The organism is Bacillus sp. FSL W8-0770 (assembly GCF_038008705.1).
GTDB classification, from domain to species: domain Bacteria; phylum Bacillota; class Bacilli; order Bacillales; family Bacillaceae_G; genus Bacillus_A; species Bacillus_A cereus.
This window is the reverse complement of the sequence record NZ_JBBOZR010000002.1, coordinates 349,313-366,786: the sequence shown is the minus strand read 5'-3', so window position 1 is coordinate 366,786 and position 17,474 is coordinate 349,313. Positions and strand designations below refer to the sequence as shown.

Genomic DNA, 17,474 nt, shown 5'->3' with positions numbered 1-17,474 from the left:
AAATTTTATAATGTTATAGAAAAATAAGGAAAAAAGTTATAAAATAGGAGATTGAATTAAACTTTCAGATTTTATTGTTCTGCAAGATAAAAATAACTAAAGATGAGGCTCTTAAAAATTCTTATCTTTATTTAAAACTAACGATATTATAAAAAATCCTCGCTGAAGGTACTGCAACAAATCTAATTTGAAAATCTTTAGGAGATAAATATGGAATTTTAAATAGTCTTAGGAGTCCATTAAACATTATAGCAATTATTATGGGTAAACCCTTTAATATAATCGATTTAGAAGAAATCAGTACAAATAGAAAAGATGAAGTAGTAGAAGTATTACGTCTTCCTTTTAATAGATTTCCAGGAGCAGCTGGACATATAAAAGATGAAATTGTAAATGAAAAAAAAATGGAACGTTCGGTTGAACGATTAGTATGCGATTTTAAATTTTAAATTAATAACAGAAAGAGAAACTCTTAATATGTTACTACTTTGTTTTTGTATTGTTGAAAATAAGAAAGGTGAAATCGATGAAAAAATATTGGCATAAGCTATCGTTGCTTCAAAAAAATGTATTACTAACGGTATTAGTAATTCTGACCCTTGTTGGAAGTATGGGAGCGTTAAGTTTTAATATGTTTCAAAATAGTATGATGTCTATATTTGAGAGGCAGTCTTTTGAAACAGGTGATGCGGTATTAAATCAATTAGATCTAGAAATAGTAAGAGATGTAGCAAAAGACCCCACAGCTCAAAGAGTGAAGAAAGAAAAATTGACGGAGCAATTAGATAAAGCGATAAAAGATATGAAAAGTGTTGGGCAAACATATGTTACAGGAGCCAAGCTAAATGATAAAGCTGAATTACAAATAGTAGCTTTGGATACAAAATTAGCAAATACTGTTTCTATAAAACCAGGTGAATACTATGAGCAGCCTAATTATTGGATGAAAACATATGATGAAGTAATGAAAACGAAACAGGCACAAATGACAGAAGTGTATGAGGATGAGCTAGGGTTCTGGGTAACAATTTTAGAGCCAGTTACAGATGAAAATAAAAATATAATTGCAATTGTTGCAGCGGATTTGGAAGCTTCTATTATTCCTCATACAAAGAAAAACTTTATGATACAAGGTTTACTATTTATTATAATTTCATTAACTATCGCTATTACAATTCAAATATTTATCTCACGAAACTCTCTATCGCCTTTAAAGGATTTACAAGAAGGGTTACGTAAAGTTGGTGAAGGGGATTTAAGTATTAAATTGAATGAAAGATCTGATGATATAGGGATAACTAATATCTATTTTAATAACACTATTAAAAAGTTTAATAGGATTATAGATAAAGTAAGGCAGACTGCTGAACAGGTTTTGACATCTTCACAGGAATTGTCGGTAAGTACAAAAGAGAATAGCATAGCCTTTAAAGAAATTGCAAGTGCTATTACAGGATTAAATTTAGGAGCACATTCTCATGAATATGTAGTGCAAAAATGTTTAGGGATTGTTCAAGAAATGGAAAGTAAGATGAAAGAAATTAAAGGAGCTGCAAAACAAGTTGGCAATGCTTTGGAAGACATGGAACAGCATTCTGTAGAGGGAAAAGATTTGATTAAGCAAATCGTGAATCAAATGAAAAGAATCCAAGATACAGTCCAGGATGTATCTTCTAGTATTTATGCATTCGAAGCACGATCTAAGGAAATTCATGAAATTCTTACTGTAATTACAACCATTTCAAATCAAACAAATTCATTAGCTTTAAATGCTTCTACTGAATCCTCATGTGCTGGAGAGATGGGGGAAGAATTTTCAGGTGTTGCGGACGAGGTACATATATTAGCGGAAAGAACCGAGGCATCTGCAAGGGATATAGCTAAATTAATTGGTGAAACCCAGGCTGAGGCAGAGAGAGCTGTAAGATCCATACAGAAGAGTTCAAAGGAAGTAGAAGTAGGAATAACACTTGTTCAAAGTAGTGGTGCTTTTTTTGAAAAGATTTCAGAATCTGCACAATCTGTTACAAATCAAATTAAAGCGACTTCGAATCATTCAAGTGAAATTCTAACAGATAATCAAACTATTGTTCAGTTTATAAATGAATTATCACACATTGCGAATACATATGTGAATAGTAGTAGTAATGTGGAGACAAGTATGAAAGAGCAAGAACTATATGTACAAGATATTGCAGAGTTAGCAAATTCTCTAAATTGGCTCTCGCAAGAGTTACAGGGGTTAATAGGGGAATTTAAAAGTAAGTAGGATAGAAGAAGGTAAAGGTATAGGGTATGACCTATACCTTTATTTATTCCCACATAAGGGATGAAAGCTTAGGTATATATGTAAAATAGCTAAACGAATAATTTTTTTGCATATTTTGTTGGAAATAGAGCATGATATTACCAAATTCAACGGAGGTGTTTAAAAAATGCAAATTCGCGAAAATAATAATTCAAACGAAATCTTAATAGCAGCTGCAGCAAGTGCAATTGAACAAATGAAATATGAAATAGCTCAGGAGTTTGGTGTTACACTTGGACCGGACTCAACTGCACGAGCAAATGGTTCAGTAGGTGGAGAGATTACGAAACGTTTAGTTCGTATGGCGCAAGAGCAGCTATCTGGTCAATATAAAATTCACTAAAACTAAAGGTATATCCCATTGAAGGGATATACCTTTTTAATTTGTTTGTAAAGAGGATCGTTACATTTTTTATTATTGGTTAAGTTTAGAAACAGCAAATTTAGCTGTAAAATTCATCTTCTTCATGTACGTAGAATTTACACCTGCTTGAAATTGTACAGAAATATTACCGTCTTTTTGCGCTTTAAATACGCGACCATATGGGGAATTAGCATTGAATGTGCCAATTACTTGATCATCTGCATCAAAGACCGTATAAGAAATTGGGAACCCTGAATTTTGTACAAAGACTGTAAGTTCTTCCCCTTTTTTTAGATTAAATGATTCTTTTTGAGACACTTCATAGGAACTCATAGAGTAGTATTTTGTGACTTCTTGGATTTCTAAATTCGTAGTAGCTGCACTCGCTTTTGATGCCTCAGCCCCTGGTAGGTTCATACCTGACAATACTGCAATTCCTAGTGCCCCTGCTAAAATCAATTTTTTCATAATAGTATTTCCTCCTTTAATATATTGTGAGATTTGAAACGAAAGTGAAAATTTCAATCCCTGAAACCATTATAGTTACAATGAGAACTATTTTCAATGGGGATTGGTATGTAATTTTGCATACACAAAGTAGCGATATAAGGTAATCTATTCAAGTTTTGAAGTCTTCTTAACAGAAGGGAAGGGTAATTTAAAAAAATCATGAATCAGATTGTAAATGAACTCTATATCTTTTGTAGAAAGACTAGAAAGTGGGGACTTCATAATTTGAAAACACCAAGGTGGAGTTTTTCTGAATGGGAATGAACAATCCTCTATTAAAAATATTTTTTAACACCAAATATATTAAATTAATCCTCATATAACACATTATTTTTCAGTAAATGTTAAAAACTTTACGCGTATGTAAATTTTTAACATTATTATTTTTCTCAATTGTATAATTTTATTTTCGAATTATACTTAATTCGTAATACCAAAATTAGGAAAGGACCTTTGAGACAGGACATTTATCTTAAATTCTTATTTAGAGGAGTGATTTAAAAAAACAATGAAGGAAATGTATCTCTAGATTAATTAGGAAAAGAATTTGAAGTGTTATTATACTCATCCAAAAATATAATTAGCATTGTTTAAAATACATGTACATTTAATAAATCCACTTTTGAAATTAGTGAGAAAACTGATATTTCGTATGTAAGTAATAATGAAATTGAACGAAAGGACTGATTTATATGAACAAAAGAAAGAGTGGTAGATTACAAAAAACTATAAAGGTGTTTGCGACATCCGCTATTTTAGCAACTACTTTATTTGCACCTATCATGACAAATAATTTAGCTGTACATGCTGAAACTGCACAAACTGCAACTCAACTTGAACAAAGAGAGTTTGATCTTCCAGGTACAGGCAGTTTTTCGGATGAAGCAAAAAGAGAAAAAAGAGGTGAGCAAAAAAATTATATGCCAACAGGCATTTATGTGAAACCTAATGAACAGGTTACTATTACAGTATCAGGAACGCAAAAGATTAGAGCCATTATTGGGACACATCAATATGATAAAGAATGGGGAAAAGAAATTGACCTTTCTCCCGGCTCTAATACTATTTCTTCACCAAACGGCGGTGTATTAGGGTTAGATAATTTTCAAAGTACAGGAACAGTTAAGGTGCAGGTAACGCAAGGCGGAAGTCCTATTCCTTTCTTTGAATTAGGGAAACACACGAAAGAAGACTGGGTTGTCATGATGAACAAATATCCAGATGCACATGCAGTACAATTGAAATCAGAACGAGCAGTACTAACTGTAACTCGTGATAGTGCCAATAAATATATTGTAAATCAAGATCCTGTGCCACTATTAAATAAATATGATGAAATGATTCGAGCGCAAGACAAGATATCGGGGCTATCTGAAACAGAACCTAATCCTTTACATCGTTCAACTCGTCGTATTTGGACCTTTATAGAAAACCCTAATGCACAAAGCTGGGGCATGTATGCAAGTTGGGATGGTGCCGTCTTTACAACTGCTGGTGAAGCAATCAAAAGTACTTTAAATGTAAATGAGTTTGGATGGGGACAAATGCATGAAGCAGGACATGCAAGACAACAATATCCATGGACGTGGAATGATTTAAGAGGTATGGGTGAAGTAACTGTTAATCTATATTCTTTAGCTGCATTCAAGAAAATATATCCAAATAAACCAACACGTTTAGATACAGAGGGAGATTATAATAGGGCTTTTACTTATTTAAAACAAACGAATAAAGAATATAAAAATATTGATGACCTGTTTGTAAAACTTGTTATGCTTTGGCAGCTTCATTTGGCATATGGGGATGAGTTTTATCCAAATCTTCACAAATTATATCGTGAGATACCAGAGGATCAACTTCCAAAAACAGACGAAGATAAAATACAAGCTTTTATTTACAATACATCGAAAATAGCAAAACAAAATGTACTACCGTTTTTTGATCAGTGGGGATTGAAGGCAACCCAAGAAACGAGACAAAAAGTAGAAGCTTTAAATAACCCGACATTAATTGCACCTATATGGGAAGCAACGGATGCTAAACCTGTTAAACCACTTGCTGTATTATCTAAAAAAATAATGAAGGCAAGTGCAAATAGTGAGGAATCAACGGGTTCAGCTAGTAAGGCGATAGATGGAAAAACAGATACATTTTGGCATAGTAGTTGGACACCAAATCAATATCCATACAATTTAACACTAGAACTTGGCGATACACGTACCATTTCACAATTGGCATATCTTCCAAGGCAGGATGGGTCAGAAAATGGCCGTATTTTAACTTACAATATTTATACGAGTGTAGATGGTGTTAAGTATGACAAAATATCATCAGGAACGTGGGAAAATAATAGTAATAAGAAAAATGCAACATTTGATCCAGTTACTGCAAAATATGTAAAAGTGGAAATAACAAATGGACAGAATGGATTTGCTTCAGCAGCTGAAGTAGATATTCTAACTGATTCTCCATCTGTTAAACCATACGTATTGCCTAAAAATACAATGAAAGCAAGTGCAAATAGTGAGGAATCAAGTGGTTCAGCTAGTAAAGCAATTGATGGAAAAACAGATACATTTTGGCATAGCAGTTGGACACCAAATCAATATCCATACAATTTGACATTGGAACTCGACAAAAATCAAACAATTTCAAAAGTGGATTATCTTCCAAGACAAGATGGATCAGAGAACGGCCGCATTTTAGGGTACAGTATTTATACAAGTGTAGATGGTATTAAATATGAAAAAGCATCATCAGGAACATGGGGAAATAATAGTGATAAGAAAACGGCAACATTTAACCCAGTTACTGCAAAGTATGTAAAAATAGAAGTAACGAATGGACAGAATGGATTTGCTTCAGTAGCTGAAGTAGACATTTGGGGATATTAATCTTTTACAGAAATGGTTGGGGATTATAGCACGTCGCTATTAAGTTAAAAAAGTGTATCCATAAAACAAAAAACGCTATTCTTTTTGTAGAAATATACAGAAAGGATGGCGTTTTGTATAAATCCATCAATTCAGAATGGGTTTCATTTGTTCACTAAAGAACTACAGCGATACCCATCTTCAACAACTTGAATAAGAGATAGGTTTGGTAAAATGTAAAAGTTAGTATAGTGCAAGAGATTTGACGGTCTTATGTATCTGGAATCGTCGAGAAGGAGCAAGCGATTCTGTTACTTGATTATTTAATCAGTTTTATGCAAATATAGCTACACATATGAGTTCAGAAGGAGTTAATCAATGTTTGAACCGATATTCGGATTTATTTCTACAGCGTTTATTATAAAACATTTTAAGGTTGATAAAGTTTTATTATATGGAATTATTAAACAAAAATGATAAATTATATGTTATGATAAAAAGGCAATAAAGTACATCATCCTGACTTTATTGTGTATGTTTAGCCTATGTATGTCGTTTGTATTAAAAATAAGAAGTCTCTTAAAAAGAGACTTCTTATTTTTTGTATGGAGGGGGTATTACAGATGATTGATTACTATCAAATGTTTTTAATTGCTATGGCAGGTATTGCCTTATTTTTTTATATACAACATGCTGGAAAACCAACGAAAAGAAACAAAAGGAAGTTTTTAATTGTAGTATTTTTATTTTACCTTTTGAATTATTTATTTCTTAAATTCTTATAGATATATAGGGGATATGTTTATCATTCTAAAATATAAAAAAGGAAGGTGTAATCCTTCCTTTCATTATCCAGTATGTCCATGTGAATATTTAATAATATTTACAGTACTTTGAGTGCCTGTTGAAGAACTTGATCCAAAAGTTACTGTAACGACAATTAAGATACCAAGTAAGCTAACCGCTAATTTTTTCATTTTAATGCTCCTTTTTTAAAGTTTTTTTCATTGGCTTTACTAGCTTCATAAAAGTAATAGCTAGCTTTTAGATGATTATCTTCTTTGTAAAATTGGACTGCCAACTTTTCGGTATATTCATTTATATACTCATATAGTTCTTCTCGTTCAAAATAAGAAATTCCTTCTAAAACAGCTTTTTCTAAATCATTAGCACAGCTATGTAGATTTATTTTTTCTAAAATATTAAAGTGATGAATATAACCTTCAATTCCCAATTGAGTAGAGAGTTGGAGGCCCTTTTTTATTAATTCTTGAGCAATTTCATGTTCTCCTAATTTATAATGCTCTCTAGCTTCAATGAATACAGCTTTATAATCGCTAGGTAGTTTCTGATTAACTTCGGATAAATATCGTAATGCTACTTCAGATAGATTCTGAGTAGCGTACATAAACCCTAGATTGTGACGGACAATTAAAATATTGTATTCTAAATTTTCTTTTTGGAATGTATCCATAGCAGAGATAAAGTGTTCCTCAGCTAATTCCCATTCTTTTAAATGAGTGCATGCTAATCCATATAAGTTATTACAGAAGGCAACTTTTAATTCATATCCAGGATGCTTTGAAAATATATCTTTAGCCTTCATTACATGATTAATACATAAAATTGATCTATGTGTATGACAATAGAAAATGGCTAACTCATAATGGAATTCAGCATGTTCAATCTCATCAGGTATTGTTTCTAACAGGTATTCTGCTTTATCGTAATGTATTTTTGCAAGACTATGATTGCCGGTAACATTGGAATGAATGGCTTTAAAGAAGTGATAATAGTATGAAAGGAAATCGTCTGTAGGAGTTTTGTAAGCATCACTTTGTTTAAAGCTATCTTTAGAAATACTTAAACTATCAATTAAATATTGATGTCTAAAATCTAGTAGTGAGTAGTATAATAATATCGTTTGATTTTCTTCTATATTATGAATTCTGTTTTCAATTTCTTGTTTAAGTAATTGAGCGGCGTCTACATGCCTAGCCCTAATTTCTTGATACCATTCATTTAATAAATGAGTTATTTGCTCGTTCCCCTGTATATGAACATTCATTGTTCAATTTCATCCTCTCCAAAGATATTATGCAGCAATTAGTATCATATCAGAAATTTCCTCTATCAAAATCTATTTAATAGCATTTATCAATATAAGACGGAATATTCTATCAATTTATATTTGTTGAGATTCAAGTAGTATGTATTATTGTAATTTTTATAACAATAACCTCTTTTTTCAATTTAAAGATTTGATCAAAATATATTTTTTTAACAGGAGGAAAGGGAGCTATACCTAAGTAATTATGTATAGGGATAATAGAAAATAGAAATAAATAATAACGGGGAATTTGAAATGTTAGAGTTAAAAGAAAAGCAAGTGAGAAAAGAGATTTTGGAAGAAGATAAGATGTTTAATATCTTGTATTATGTGAATAAAGATGAGTTAAATATGATTTCTGATTTTAAAGAATTAAAAGAGGGTTGTATTCGTATAGCAACAAACTTATATGGTAAAAATTCATCTGAAGTACAAGCTGTCCAACAAGCTTTTAAAGCAGCTTATATTTAATCTCTTAATAGGGTGTAGCTTATTATTCGCTATTAATAAATGGATAATAATATTTTGACATTAGAAAAGGGAACGCTTATAGAGTGTTTCCTTTTCTAATGTAATTGACTTTATTTTTTAGATCTCACATAACCAGCTGCTTGAGCATCAGCTTCTGAACAGAACCAAACAATATTGTCTTTTGTAGAATCATAATATTGTCCACCAGGAACATGGTATTTTTTCGAATTGGCATTTCCTTTAATTTGTCCTTTACAAGTGGTATTGGCTTCTTTGTCATCACTAGGATCATTTTGGAAAGGTTTCCGATTAGAACCGTTATGATTACCACTAGATGAGGAAACAACAGCATTACTTTTTTGTGAAGCTTCTTCCTGGGCCTTACGGTTAGCTTCTTCCTGAGCTTTACGTTGAGCTTCTTCCTGAGCTTTACGTTGAGCTTCTTCTTGAGCTTTATGGTTAGCTTCTTCCTGAGCTTTACGTTGAGCTTCTTCCTGAGCTTTACGTTGAGCTTCTTCTTGAGCTTTATGGTTAGCTTCTTCCTGAGCTTTGCGTTGAGTCTCTTCTTGAGCTTTACGGTCAGCTTCTTCCTTACTCTTTGTGTCTGCTGTATCTTTTTTAGTATCTTGTGAAGTGGCAACTTTGGTGTCTGCCTTTTGTACAGTTTGATTGGAAGTTGATTTTCCATCAATAAATACAATACCCATTAAAAAGAAAGCTAGTGCTAGATATAAATATGAATATACTACTTTCTTTCTGGTTTTAATTTGTATTTTGGGTAACACAAATTGTGGTTTGATTAATCCAATAATTAAAGCAAGTAAGCTTAACGAAAATCCCAAAAAACCAATATTAACAAGGGCAGGGCGAATAGAATTTGGAATAATTGCTTGAAGTATTAAAAATAAAATAAAGATATAAACAATGGAAGCAATAAACATTTTCCATGCGGTTTTAGAGCGATAACCAAAAATTTTTCTCCAGTTCATTTAAGAACCTCCTTATCTAAGATACTAGATTTTGCTTATAAATTATAATAATGTAATGATTTAATATCGAGATGTAATTCATCACCTCTCATTTAATAAAATTAATGTATTTATGTAACAAATATACATATGTAAGCATATCATTGTCGTTAACAAATTTTCCATTTTTTATTTTCATTTTTTCTTGCTTACTTGAAAGATTTTAGTATAAATGAAAGTTTAATCATCATCTAAAAGGAAAACTTGGTGTTAAAATATGAATTAATATAAGATAGTAAGTATTAATTAAACTATATAAGGAAGTGAGTAAGTATGAAGAGAAAAATATCAGTGGTTGGTGCGGTAATTGTTAATGAAAATAATGCAGTCTTATGTGCATTACGTTCTCCTACAATGACGTTACCAAATTATTAGGAATTTCCAGGTGGTAAGATAAACAAGGGAGAAGAGCCACCAGCTGCATTAATTCGTGAAATTAAAGAAGAGCTTGGATGTACAATTGTTGTAGATGAGAAGGTAGAGGAAGTCGAGTACGAGTATGAAACTATTGTTGTTCATCTTACTACATATAAAGCTAGAATCTTGGCAGGTAAGCCTAAAGCTCTTGAGCATGCAGAGCTAAAATGGATGAGTATTAAAGATTTAAAGCATTTAAAGTGGGCACCTGCTGATATTCCTACCGTAGAAGCACTGTAGGAATATTTTAATGAAATATCCTTGAGAATTATACTTTTATTATGTAATATATAATTATATTGTTAGTTTATTTGATTTCGTTTATTCCCACACCTACCTTATGTGTTGTGGTTGAGTTGTAGAAGCAAGTTTTTTCTTGTTTCAATTTTGAGAGGGCTTCTTTGAGCCGATTAGTGTATATAGCTTATTTGCTATGCACGATTAATCGACTTAAAGGAGCCTTTTTTGTTTGTTTAAGTGGAGGTTTAAAGTAGGTTTTAAGCTAAAGAGAAATATGATTGTTTAGAAGGAATATATAGTGATGAATTGAAACCTATAGCATCTAACAAAAAGAGTTATATGAAATTATAGTAAGTTAAATCTCTTATAGAGATTTCAAAATACCGAAGTAATAAGCGTAGTTAAAGGGGAAGGTCTCAAATTTTTAAAGGGACACAATAATGCATCTATAGAAGAGGAGAATAAAAATTGAAACCAACTAGAGAAAAGTACGTAATTAATGGGGAGTATACAATAGAACGTAAGCTTTTACATAATGAAATCATTAAATTATTTCTAAATGATCAGCCGCAGCAAGAGCAAGAACCTGAGGCTATATTACTTGGTGGTGGTTCTGCTGCTGGAAAAAGCTCAATTGGAGAGTTAGTAAGTAAGGGATATAAATATCAGAAACAAAACATGGTTTGGATAGATCCTGATAAGATCAAAGAACAAATACCAGAATATCAAGAGTTAATAGAATCTGGGAATATTGAGTTAATGAAACAAGCAGCATTTTTAGTTCATGATGAAAGTAGTGATATTACCATGAAACTTTTAAAAATCTGCATGAAAAGAAAAATAAATTTTATGTATGATGGTACAATGAAAAACGAAGTAAAATACAAAAAGTTAATTCAACAATTAAGACTAGCAGGTTTTAGTATTAAAGCAATTATTGTAGATGTTCCAATCAAGGTTGCCTTAGAGCGATCCAATTTGCGTTTTAAAGTAACAGGAAGATTGGTACCCCAAAGTATAATTGAAGAAAGCCATATGAAAGTAGCGACTACTTTTTCTAAAATTAAAGATTTAATAGATTGCTATACTTTATATGATAATACAGGGAAGGAACCAGAAGTTTTTGCTTTTAAAGAATCAAAACGAGTAAAAGAAATTATTGTTGATGAATGTAGAAATAATCAATTTATCGAGAAATCAGCTCTTGTTTTCAAGTGAATATATATCGTTTAAGTTTTATAAAATAATTAATAGATATTATCCTGACATTTTATTATATTATTGATATAATAAATACAGGAGGCGATATAAATGGAACTTAAAGACCTTATGAATTATATTGAAGAAAACAAAGAAGAACATTTTCATGATTTAATCGCTAAAAATGAACGGGAAATTGTAAAAAAAGAAGAAGAAGAGAAATAAAAAATTTAAAATAGAAGAGTTGGCCTTTTGGGTCAACTCTTTTGTTTTTATAAATGGATATAAAGTTGGATTTCTCAATTGTTGAGTAAAAGGAATTGCAGAATTTTTCTGTAGAGAAGGTTGTTTGGTATTGAAAATGAAACAGACAATTTGCTAATCATAGGAGAGTTTTTTAGTATTATATTAAATAGAAAATAGCGTAATGAGTTAACGCTTTAGGAGAGAGTATATGAATCATTTTATTGTTATGCAGGGGCATACATATCAAGAGGAAAAAGGATTAGAAATTATTTGGTCACCTAAAAAGGATAGAGGCGGTAATGTACCACATTCATGGAAAAGAATGATGGATGTAAAAGAGGGGGATCGAATCTTTCATTATGTAAAAGGGAATATTGTAGCAGTTAGTATAGCTGAAGAAGATTGTAAGGAATCGAATAAACCATCGATTATGAAAAGCCATGATCAATGGAATGATGAAGGCTATTTGGTATCTTTAAAATATCATGAGTTAGAAAAACCAATTAATATACGTGAGAAATTTGAAGAGATATCGCACCTGTTGCCAATTAAATATTCACCTTTTCAATCAGATGCAAATGGAAACCAAGGTTATTTATATCCATGTAATGAAGAATTAGCCCTTAAATTAATGGAACTAATTGGTGATTCAAACATTTATAAAATAAATGATGAGCAATTAGAGTTAGCAGTTGATCCGGTAAGAAGGACAGAAAACAACACATTAATTCCGGTTATAGCTGAGACGGAATCCGAAGTAAAAGCGAAAATCCGAATTGGACAGCAAAAATTCAGAGAAGAATTAATGGAGATTTGGAATGGAAAATGTGCATTATGCGGAATAAATTTACCAGAATTGTTAAGAGCAAGTCATTCTAAGCCATGGAAAGATAGTACAAGTATGGAACGCTTAGATCCGTATAACGGTGTACTACTGTGCTGTAATCATGATGCTCTTTATGATAAAGGGTTTATCACATTTGATGGACAGGGACGACTGCATATTTCCTCATTAATATTGGAAACAGATTATATGAAATTTGGATTAATACCAAAAGCTAAGATAGGAATTCAACCGGAGAATAAATTATACTTTAAGTGGCATAAGAGGAATATTTTTAAAGTAAAATAGTATAATTTTTAACTTCAAGGACAGGAAGAGCATAAGAGAGATGAATTGGGTTATTCAGTAAAGGGGAATGGTACATGTATAACTGTAATCAATGTGGGACAGAAATGATTATGCAATTACAAGATAGATATAGAGAATATTGTCCAAAATGTGAAGAGCTTAAACCAAATAACTTGGTATACTATAATCTATATGAATTACTAGATTATATGGAAGCGAATCACTACATGAGTAAGGAAAATATGCTACATCATTTTTTGAAATGGGAGTTTGATTTAACGAAAGGGAATATATTCAAGTTATATCTAGACATAGATAAATATAATTAATCCAATGATGAGGATTTTACAAGACGATTAGAGGATTATATGAAGGGAATTCGATTAAAATTAAATGTTAAATATGAAGATGATTATATTTGGATTAAGGTTAATTAGATGGAATTCCAGATGTAATGAATTTTGTTTTAAAGAGATAATAAGTAATTGAGAGGAGATTAATAGTGATGGAAGATTTGCAAAAGGCAGTAATAAAATTTCGAGATGAGAGAAATTGGGGGCAATTTCATAATGCGAAGGATCTAGCAATTTCCTTAAATTTAGAAGCATCAGAGTTACTTGAGACTTTCCAATGGAAGTCTAGTGAAGAAGCAACAGAGACGAAAATGCAGGAAATAAAAGAAGAAATGGCCGATGTAATGATTTATTTACTTATGCTAAGTGATAAATTAGATATCGATCTAGAAGAAGTAGTACATGCTAAGTTGGAAAAGAATGCAGAGAAATATCCTGTAGAAAAAGCATTTGGAAGTAATAAAAAATATAACGAACTGTAAAGCGATAATCGTTTTACAGTTTTTTGAAATGGTTATGGGAAAGCAGATGGTTGAGATTATGATTTGGATGTATGGATTGTATTCTAAAAGTATGCAATCCACACATCCTCAAATATTCTTAAAATTAAAAAGTAGGGAGTTATTCAAATGCTATCATTTGCAGCAAAATTATCTTCATTTTACATAATTAAAAAGAAGCGAAAAGAGTTTGAGCAAGGTTGTATTAGAGACCCTAAAATAGACGGAATACCAGTAGTTTATATTCAACGAGATAAAAAGAATATATATGTAGGTAAGTCCACAGATATTTATGGCCGTTTCATTGCACATTTAAATGATGAAGATAAAACATTCAAGGAAGTTATTGTGATAAAGAGTGATTTATTTAATGAAAGCTCAATTAAACATATTGAAACATTATTAATTGAATATTTATTAGCTGATGAAAAATTTAACTTACTGAATAAAGTCAGAGGACAAAAAATTCATTCCTATAATGGAATTGAAAATGTTGAAAATATGTTTGGAGAAATTTGGGCTCAGTTAATGAAAGAAGGTATAGCTAGTGAGAATTTAGGTGAGATACATAATAAATTTATTTATAAATATTCACCATTTAAAGAGTTATCGGCAAATCAAATTGAGGTTTGCAAAGACATTTTTAATACAATGCTTACTACATCAAATAGTCGACATTTGATTACAGGGGACCCGGGTACCGGTAAAACAATTGTATTAACAAACATCTTATATGCTCTTGCGTATGACGATAAAACTGGTAAAGCACGTGAGGGGCTGTCTCATGAAGACATTGCACTTATTGTCCCACAAAATCATTCTTTAAATTTATATAAGAGTTTAATGAAAAAACTAGGTTTACAAGATATTACAGTACTTTCACCTTCATTATTTATTAAGAAAGCAAAAAATAGAGGATCTAAATATAAATATGTTTTTGTAGATGAAGCTCATCGTCTGAAACAATATTTTGGTAAACAAGCACGTGATTTAAAACATTTAGTTACTGATGATGGTTATACAAACGAGTTGGAATTAATAGAAACATTTGCATATCATTTAACAATAGTTTATGATCCATACCAAACAATTCGACCAGCAGATATAGATACAGATGCATTCCAGAAACTTATAAAAAATTATAGAAAGCATCTTTTACATAAACAATTTCGTTTAAAGTCTGGAGATCAATATTTAGCATGGCTTCGTAAATATTTACAAATAGCAAATAATGTTGGAGTGTATGAAGAAGGGTTATTGCAGGGCTATGATTTTAAGGTAATGGACTCTATTACAGAATTAAATGAATCTATGAAAATGTTAAATGAAAAACATGAATTATGTCGCGTAGTCGCAGGTTATTCTTGGGAATGGATTACACAAAAGGATAAAAATCACTATGATATAAAAGATCCTGTTACAGGTGAGACATTCAAATGGAACTCAAAGGTAAAAGGTTGGATTAACTTTGAGAATAGTATAGAGGAAATAGGATGTATACATACTACACAAGGTGCGGATTTAAATTATGTTGGTGTGATTTTAGGGGCTGAAATTGATTGTGATTACGTAGGTGAAGAAAATGGAGACTATGATTTAAATAAGGCTAAGATTGTAGTGAATCCAAAAGAATATAAAGATCGAAACGGTCTTCCAATTAAGGGAACAGATATAAATAATGAGGAGTTAACATCCTATATTAAACGTATTTATTACGTACTATTATCTCGCGGAATAAATGGATGTTATGTCTATGCAGTAAATCAAAGTATGCAAAGATATTTAAAGGAAATAGTAAAAGCAAGTCAATAATTATGAAAAGGGGTTACCTTTAATGTGGTAGTCCCTGACAATTAGATAGCATTTAATAAGTATTTAAAAAGCCTTACTACACACAAATTGTAGTAAGGCTCTTATTATCTCTATAGAAATAAGGATTAGAAAATAACTTATCCCCTCGGAAGAAAAAAGACTTTATTTTAACTTCCCTATTGATAGGTTAACACGATAATTCCCATATTTTAATAGTCGACCTAGAAAGTTATCCAATTCTTCATTAGAAGAAAAATGTGTTTTTAATAAATAACATCCTTCACCACTTACACGATGTACTTCAGATATTTCTTCTTCTTTTTGAAAGAAATCCATAAATTCTTGATGATTAGCTGATGTGACAAACAAAGTAACAAATGCAGTCACGGTTTGTCCTAGTTTGATTCGGTTTATAGCGATTGTATATTGTTCAATAATCCCTAAATCCTCTAATCTCCTAATTCGATTTCCTACAGCCTGCCCAGTCATATGTATTTTTTGACCTAGTTCTTTCCATTGTATTCTTGAGTTTTCTCCTAATAATTTCAGTATCTCAAAATCTGTTTGATCAATAATATAAACCAATCCTTTCATCGTGAAAGTAGAAAAGCAGAAAGTGTTTCGCCAACTTATTCAGCTTATCGATACAATTCACTATACTAAGTTTATCCTCTTACATCGCATTGTTTATTAGTTATATTTACTTATAACACAGAGGACGCAACAAAAAAATACATCTAGATTTAAAGGAGGTTACAAATATGTTATTACAAGATATTTTATCGTTCAATGAAAAATTTGTAGAAAATAAGAAATACGCCCCCCGTGAAGCAACAAAAATGCCTAAGAAACGTATGGTTGTTGTTTCTTGCATGGATGCTCGTTTAATTGAGCTACTTCCAAAAGCTTTAGATATACACGATGGAGATGCAAAAGTTATCAGAAATGCAGGTGGTAAGATTGCTTCTCCTTTCGATAGTGTTATGCAAAGTGTTGTAGCATCAGTATATGATCTAAATGCAGATGAAATCTTTCTTATCGGACATCATAGATGTGGTGCAAGCCAAACTAATCCCAAAGGAACACTTCAAAAAATATTAGATCGTGGAGTAGCTTCACCAGAAATTTTAGCAGCAATTGAATATGCTGGTGTTGACCTTGAAAAATGGCTATTTGGATTCGATGATATCTGTGATTCGACTCAAGCTAATGTTGATTTAGTAAGAAATCATCCACTTATTCCAAAAGATGTTCCTGTACATGGTTTAGTTATTGATCCTCACACAGGTAAATTAGATGTAGTAGTTGATGGATATAAAACATTAAATGGTATGAAACATTAATCATTACTTAAATGAAGGGAAGTTATTAAATATGAATAGACAAGAAGCTACGCAAAAAATTATGGAAGCAAAAATCGCAAAAGGTTTAACATGGGAAGAAATTTCAAAAGTAAGTGAAAACTCTGAGACTTGGGTTGTAACAGCATTATTAGGGCAGGCTACAATGACACGTCCGGAGGCAGAAAAAATCGGTAAACTATTAGAATTAGATGAAGAAGTAGTTCAGGCATTAACAGTAGTTCCACTTAGAGGTCAAGTAATGCAAATGCCTCCTACTGACCCAATCTTATATCGATTATATGAAATGATGTTACAATACGCACCAACTCTTAGAGAATTAATCTTAGAAAAAGCTGGTGAAGGTGTAATGAGTGCAATTAACTTCAATTTAGGTGTGGATACACAAGAAGATCCAAAAGGTGGCGATCCTCGTATCGTTATTACACTTAATGGGAAATTCTTACCATTTCGTGCATGGTAATTAATTAAAAATCTATCTATACAATTAAATTGATTTTACAGATTTACAAAATCCATCCTTTTTAATCTAACTGTGTAGAAAGGATG

17 protein-coding genes and 3 pseudogenes are annotated in these 17,474 nt (G+C 31.3%); 15 read left to right on the top strand and 5 right to left on the bottom strand.

What is annotated here, in order from left to right; all coding sequences use genetic code 11:
* Nucleotides 1-260: 260 nt before the first annotated feature.
* The 3 genes from NST27_RS28465 (at nt 261) to NST27_RS28455 (ending at nt 2,651) form a co-directional block, all read left to right on the top strand.
* Nucleotides 261-449 (top strand): hypothetical protein, encoded by a 189-nt coding sequence (locus tag NST27_RS28465; RefSeq protein ID WP_061661892.1) that lies wholly within the window; start codon nt 261-263, stop codon nt 447-449.
* Between the two features lie 77 nt (nt 450-526).
* Nucleotides 527-2,269, top strand: coding sequence for a methyl-accepting chemotaxis protein (locus NST27_RS28460; protein WP_061661891.1), 1,743 nt, complete (start codon nt 527-529; stop codon nt 2,267-2,269).
* Between the two features lie 166 nt (nt 2,270-2,435).
* Nucleotides 2,436-2,651, top strand: coding sequence for an alpha/beta-type small acid-soluble spore protein (locus NST27_RS28455; protein WP_001167047.1), 216 nt, complete (start codon nt 2,436-2,438; stop codon nt 2,649-2,651).
* A gap of 72 nt (nt 2,652-2,723) precedes the next feature.
* Here the strand turns inward: NST27_RS28455 and NST27_RS28450 are convergent, their stop codons facing one another.
* Nucleotides 2,724-3,140 (bottom strand): hypothetical protein, encoded by a 417-nt coding sequence (locus NST27_RS28450; RefSeq protein ID WP_061661890.1) that lies wholly within the window; start codon nt 3,138-3,140, stop codon nt 2,724-2,726.
* 734 nt (nt 3,141-3,874) lie between these two features.
* On the opposite strand from NST27_RS28450, the gene NST27_RS28445 reads away from it, so the two are divergent.
* The 3 genes and pseudogenes from NST27_RS28445 (at nt 3,875) to NST27_RS28440 (ending at nt 6,840) form a co-directional block, all read left to right on the top strand.
* Nucleotides 3,875-6,076, top strand: coding sequence for a discoidin domain-containing protein (locus NST27_RS28445; protein ID WP_061661911.1), 2,202 nt, complete (start codon nt 3,875-3,877; stop codon nt 6,074-6,076).
* Between the two features lie 117 nt (nt 6,077-6,193).
* Nucleotides 6,194-6,473 (top strand): annotated as a pseudogene (locus NST27_RS29670) (IS4 family transposase); the annotation flags it as partial.
* A gap of 205 nt (nt 6,474-6,678) precedes the next feature.
* Nucleotides 6,679-6,840: a hypothetical protein gene (locus NST27_RS28440; protein ID WP_176520635.1), complete on the top strand. Its 162-nt coding sequence runs from the start codon at nt 6,679-6,681 to the stop codon at nt 6,838-6,840.
* A 63-nt stretch (nt 6,841-6,903) separates the two neighbouring features.
* Here NST27_RS28440 and NST27_RS28435 read toward each other — a convergent pair whose 3' ends face one another.
* Complete coding sequence (locus NST27_RS28435; RefSeq protein ID WP_000732005.1) at nt 6,904-7,032, bottom strand: hypothetical protein; 129 nt, start codon at nt 7,030-7,032, stop codon at nt 6,904-6,906.
* Nucleotides 7,029-8,123: a Rap family tetratricopeptide repeat protein gene (locus tag NST27_RS28430; RefSeq protein ID WP_001100605.1), complete on the bottom strand. Its 1,095-nt coding sequence runs from the start codon at nt 8,121-8,123 to the stop codon at nt 7,029-7,031. Before NST27_RS28430 ends, NST27_RS28435 begins: the two co-directional genes overlap by 4 nt.
* A gap of 297 nt (nt 8,124-8,420) precedes the next feature.
* Between NST27_RS28430 and NST27_RS28425 the strand changes: the two genes are divergently transcribed.
* The gene (locus tag NST27_RS28425; RefSeq protein ID WP_000891235.1) at nt 8,421-8,636 is read left to right on the top strand and encodes a M4 family metallopeptidase; all 216 of its coding nucleotides are present in this window, start codon (nt 8,421-8,423) and stop codon (nt 8,634-8,636) included.
* Between the two features lie 110 nt (nt 8,637-8,746).
* On the opposite strand, the gene NST27_RS28420 is transcribed toward NST27_RS28425, so the two are convergent.
* A complete protein-coding gene (locus tag NST27_RS28420; RefSeq protein ID WP_341035302.1) occupies nt 8,747-9,625 on the bottom strand; it encodes a sunset domain-containing protein in 879 nt (292 codons plus the stop codon).
* A 312-nt stretch (nt 9,626-9,937) separates the two neighbouring features.
* Between NST27_RS28420 and NST27_RS28415 the strand changes: the two are divergent.
* The 6 genes and pseudogenes from NST27_RS28415 (at nt 9,938) to NST27_RS28390 (ending at nt 15,564) form a co-directional block, all read left to right on the top strand.
* A pseudogene (locus NST27_RS28415) lies at nt 9,938-10,321 on the top strand ((deoxy)nucleoside triphosphate pyrophosphohydrolase).
* A 468-nt stretch (nt 10,322-10,789) separates the two neighbouring features.
* Nucleotides 10,790-11,539, top strand: a complete 750-nt coding sequence (locus NST27_RS28410; RefSeq protein ID WP_000805386.1) for a zeta toxin family protein — start codon at nt 10,790-10,792, stop codon at nt 11,537-11,539.
* Between the two features lie 436 nt (nt 11,540-11,975).
* A complete protein-coding gene (locus tag NST27_RS28405; protein WP_001015285.1) occupies nt 11,976-12,899 on the top strand; it encodes an HNH endonuclease in 924 nt (307 codons plus the stop codon).
* Nucleotides 12,900-12,973: 74 nt separating this feature from the next.
* Nucleotides 12,974-13,336 (top strand): annotated as a pseudogene (locus NST27_RS28400) (hypothetical protein).
* Nucleotides 13,337-13,404: 68 nt separating this feature from the next.
* Nucleotides 13,405-13,734: a nucleotide pyrophosphohydrolase gene (locus tag NST27_RS28395; RefSeq protein WP_000389841.1), complete on the top strand. Its 330-nt coding sequence runs from the start codon at nt 13,405-13,407 to the stop codon at nt 13,732-13,734.
* A gap of 147 nt (nt 13,735-13,881) precedes the next feature.
* A complete protein-coding gene (locus NST27_RS28390; RefSeq protein ID WP_061661775.1) occupies nt 13,882-15,564 on the top strand; it encodes a DUF2075 domain-containing protein in 1,683 nt (560 codons plus the stop codon).
* 162 nt (nt 15,565-15,726) lie between these two features.
* Here NST27_RS28390 and NST27_RS28385 read toward each other — a convergent pair whose 3' ends face one another.
* On the bottom strand, nt 15,727-16,158 hold the full coding sequence (locus NST27_RS28385; protein ID WP_000677474.1) for an Lrp/AsnC family transcriptional regulator: 432 nt from the start codon (nt 16,156-16,158) through the stop codon (nt 15,727-15,729).
* Between the two features lie 167 nt (nt 16,159-16,325).
* On the opposite strand from NST27_RS28385, the gene NST27_RS28380 reads away from it, so the two are divergent.
* Together NST27_RS28380 and cynS are read left to right on the top strand one after the other, a co-directional pair.
* On the top strand, nt 16,326-16,907 hold the full coding sequence (locus NST27_RS28380; RefSeq protein ID WP_000926479.1) for a beta-class carbonic anhydrase: 582 nt from the start codon (nt 16,326-16,328) through the stop codon (nt 16,905-16,907).
* Nucleotides 16,908-16,938: 31 nt separating this feature from the next.
* Nucleotides 16,939-17,388: a cyanase gene (cynS, locus tag NST27_RS28375; RefSeq protein ID WP_016090269.1), complete on the top strand. Its 450-nt coding sequence runs from the start codon at nt 16,939-16,941 to the stop codon at nt 17,386-17,388.
* Nucleotides 17,389-17,474: the final 86 nt, after the last annotated feature.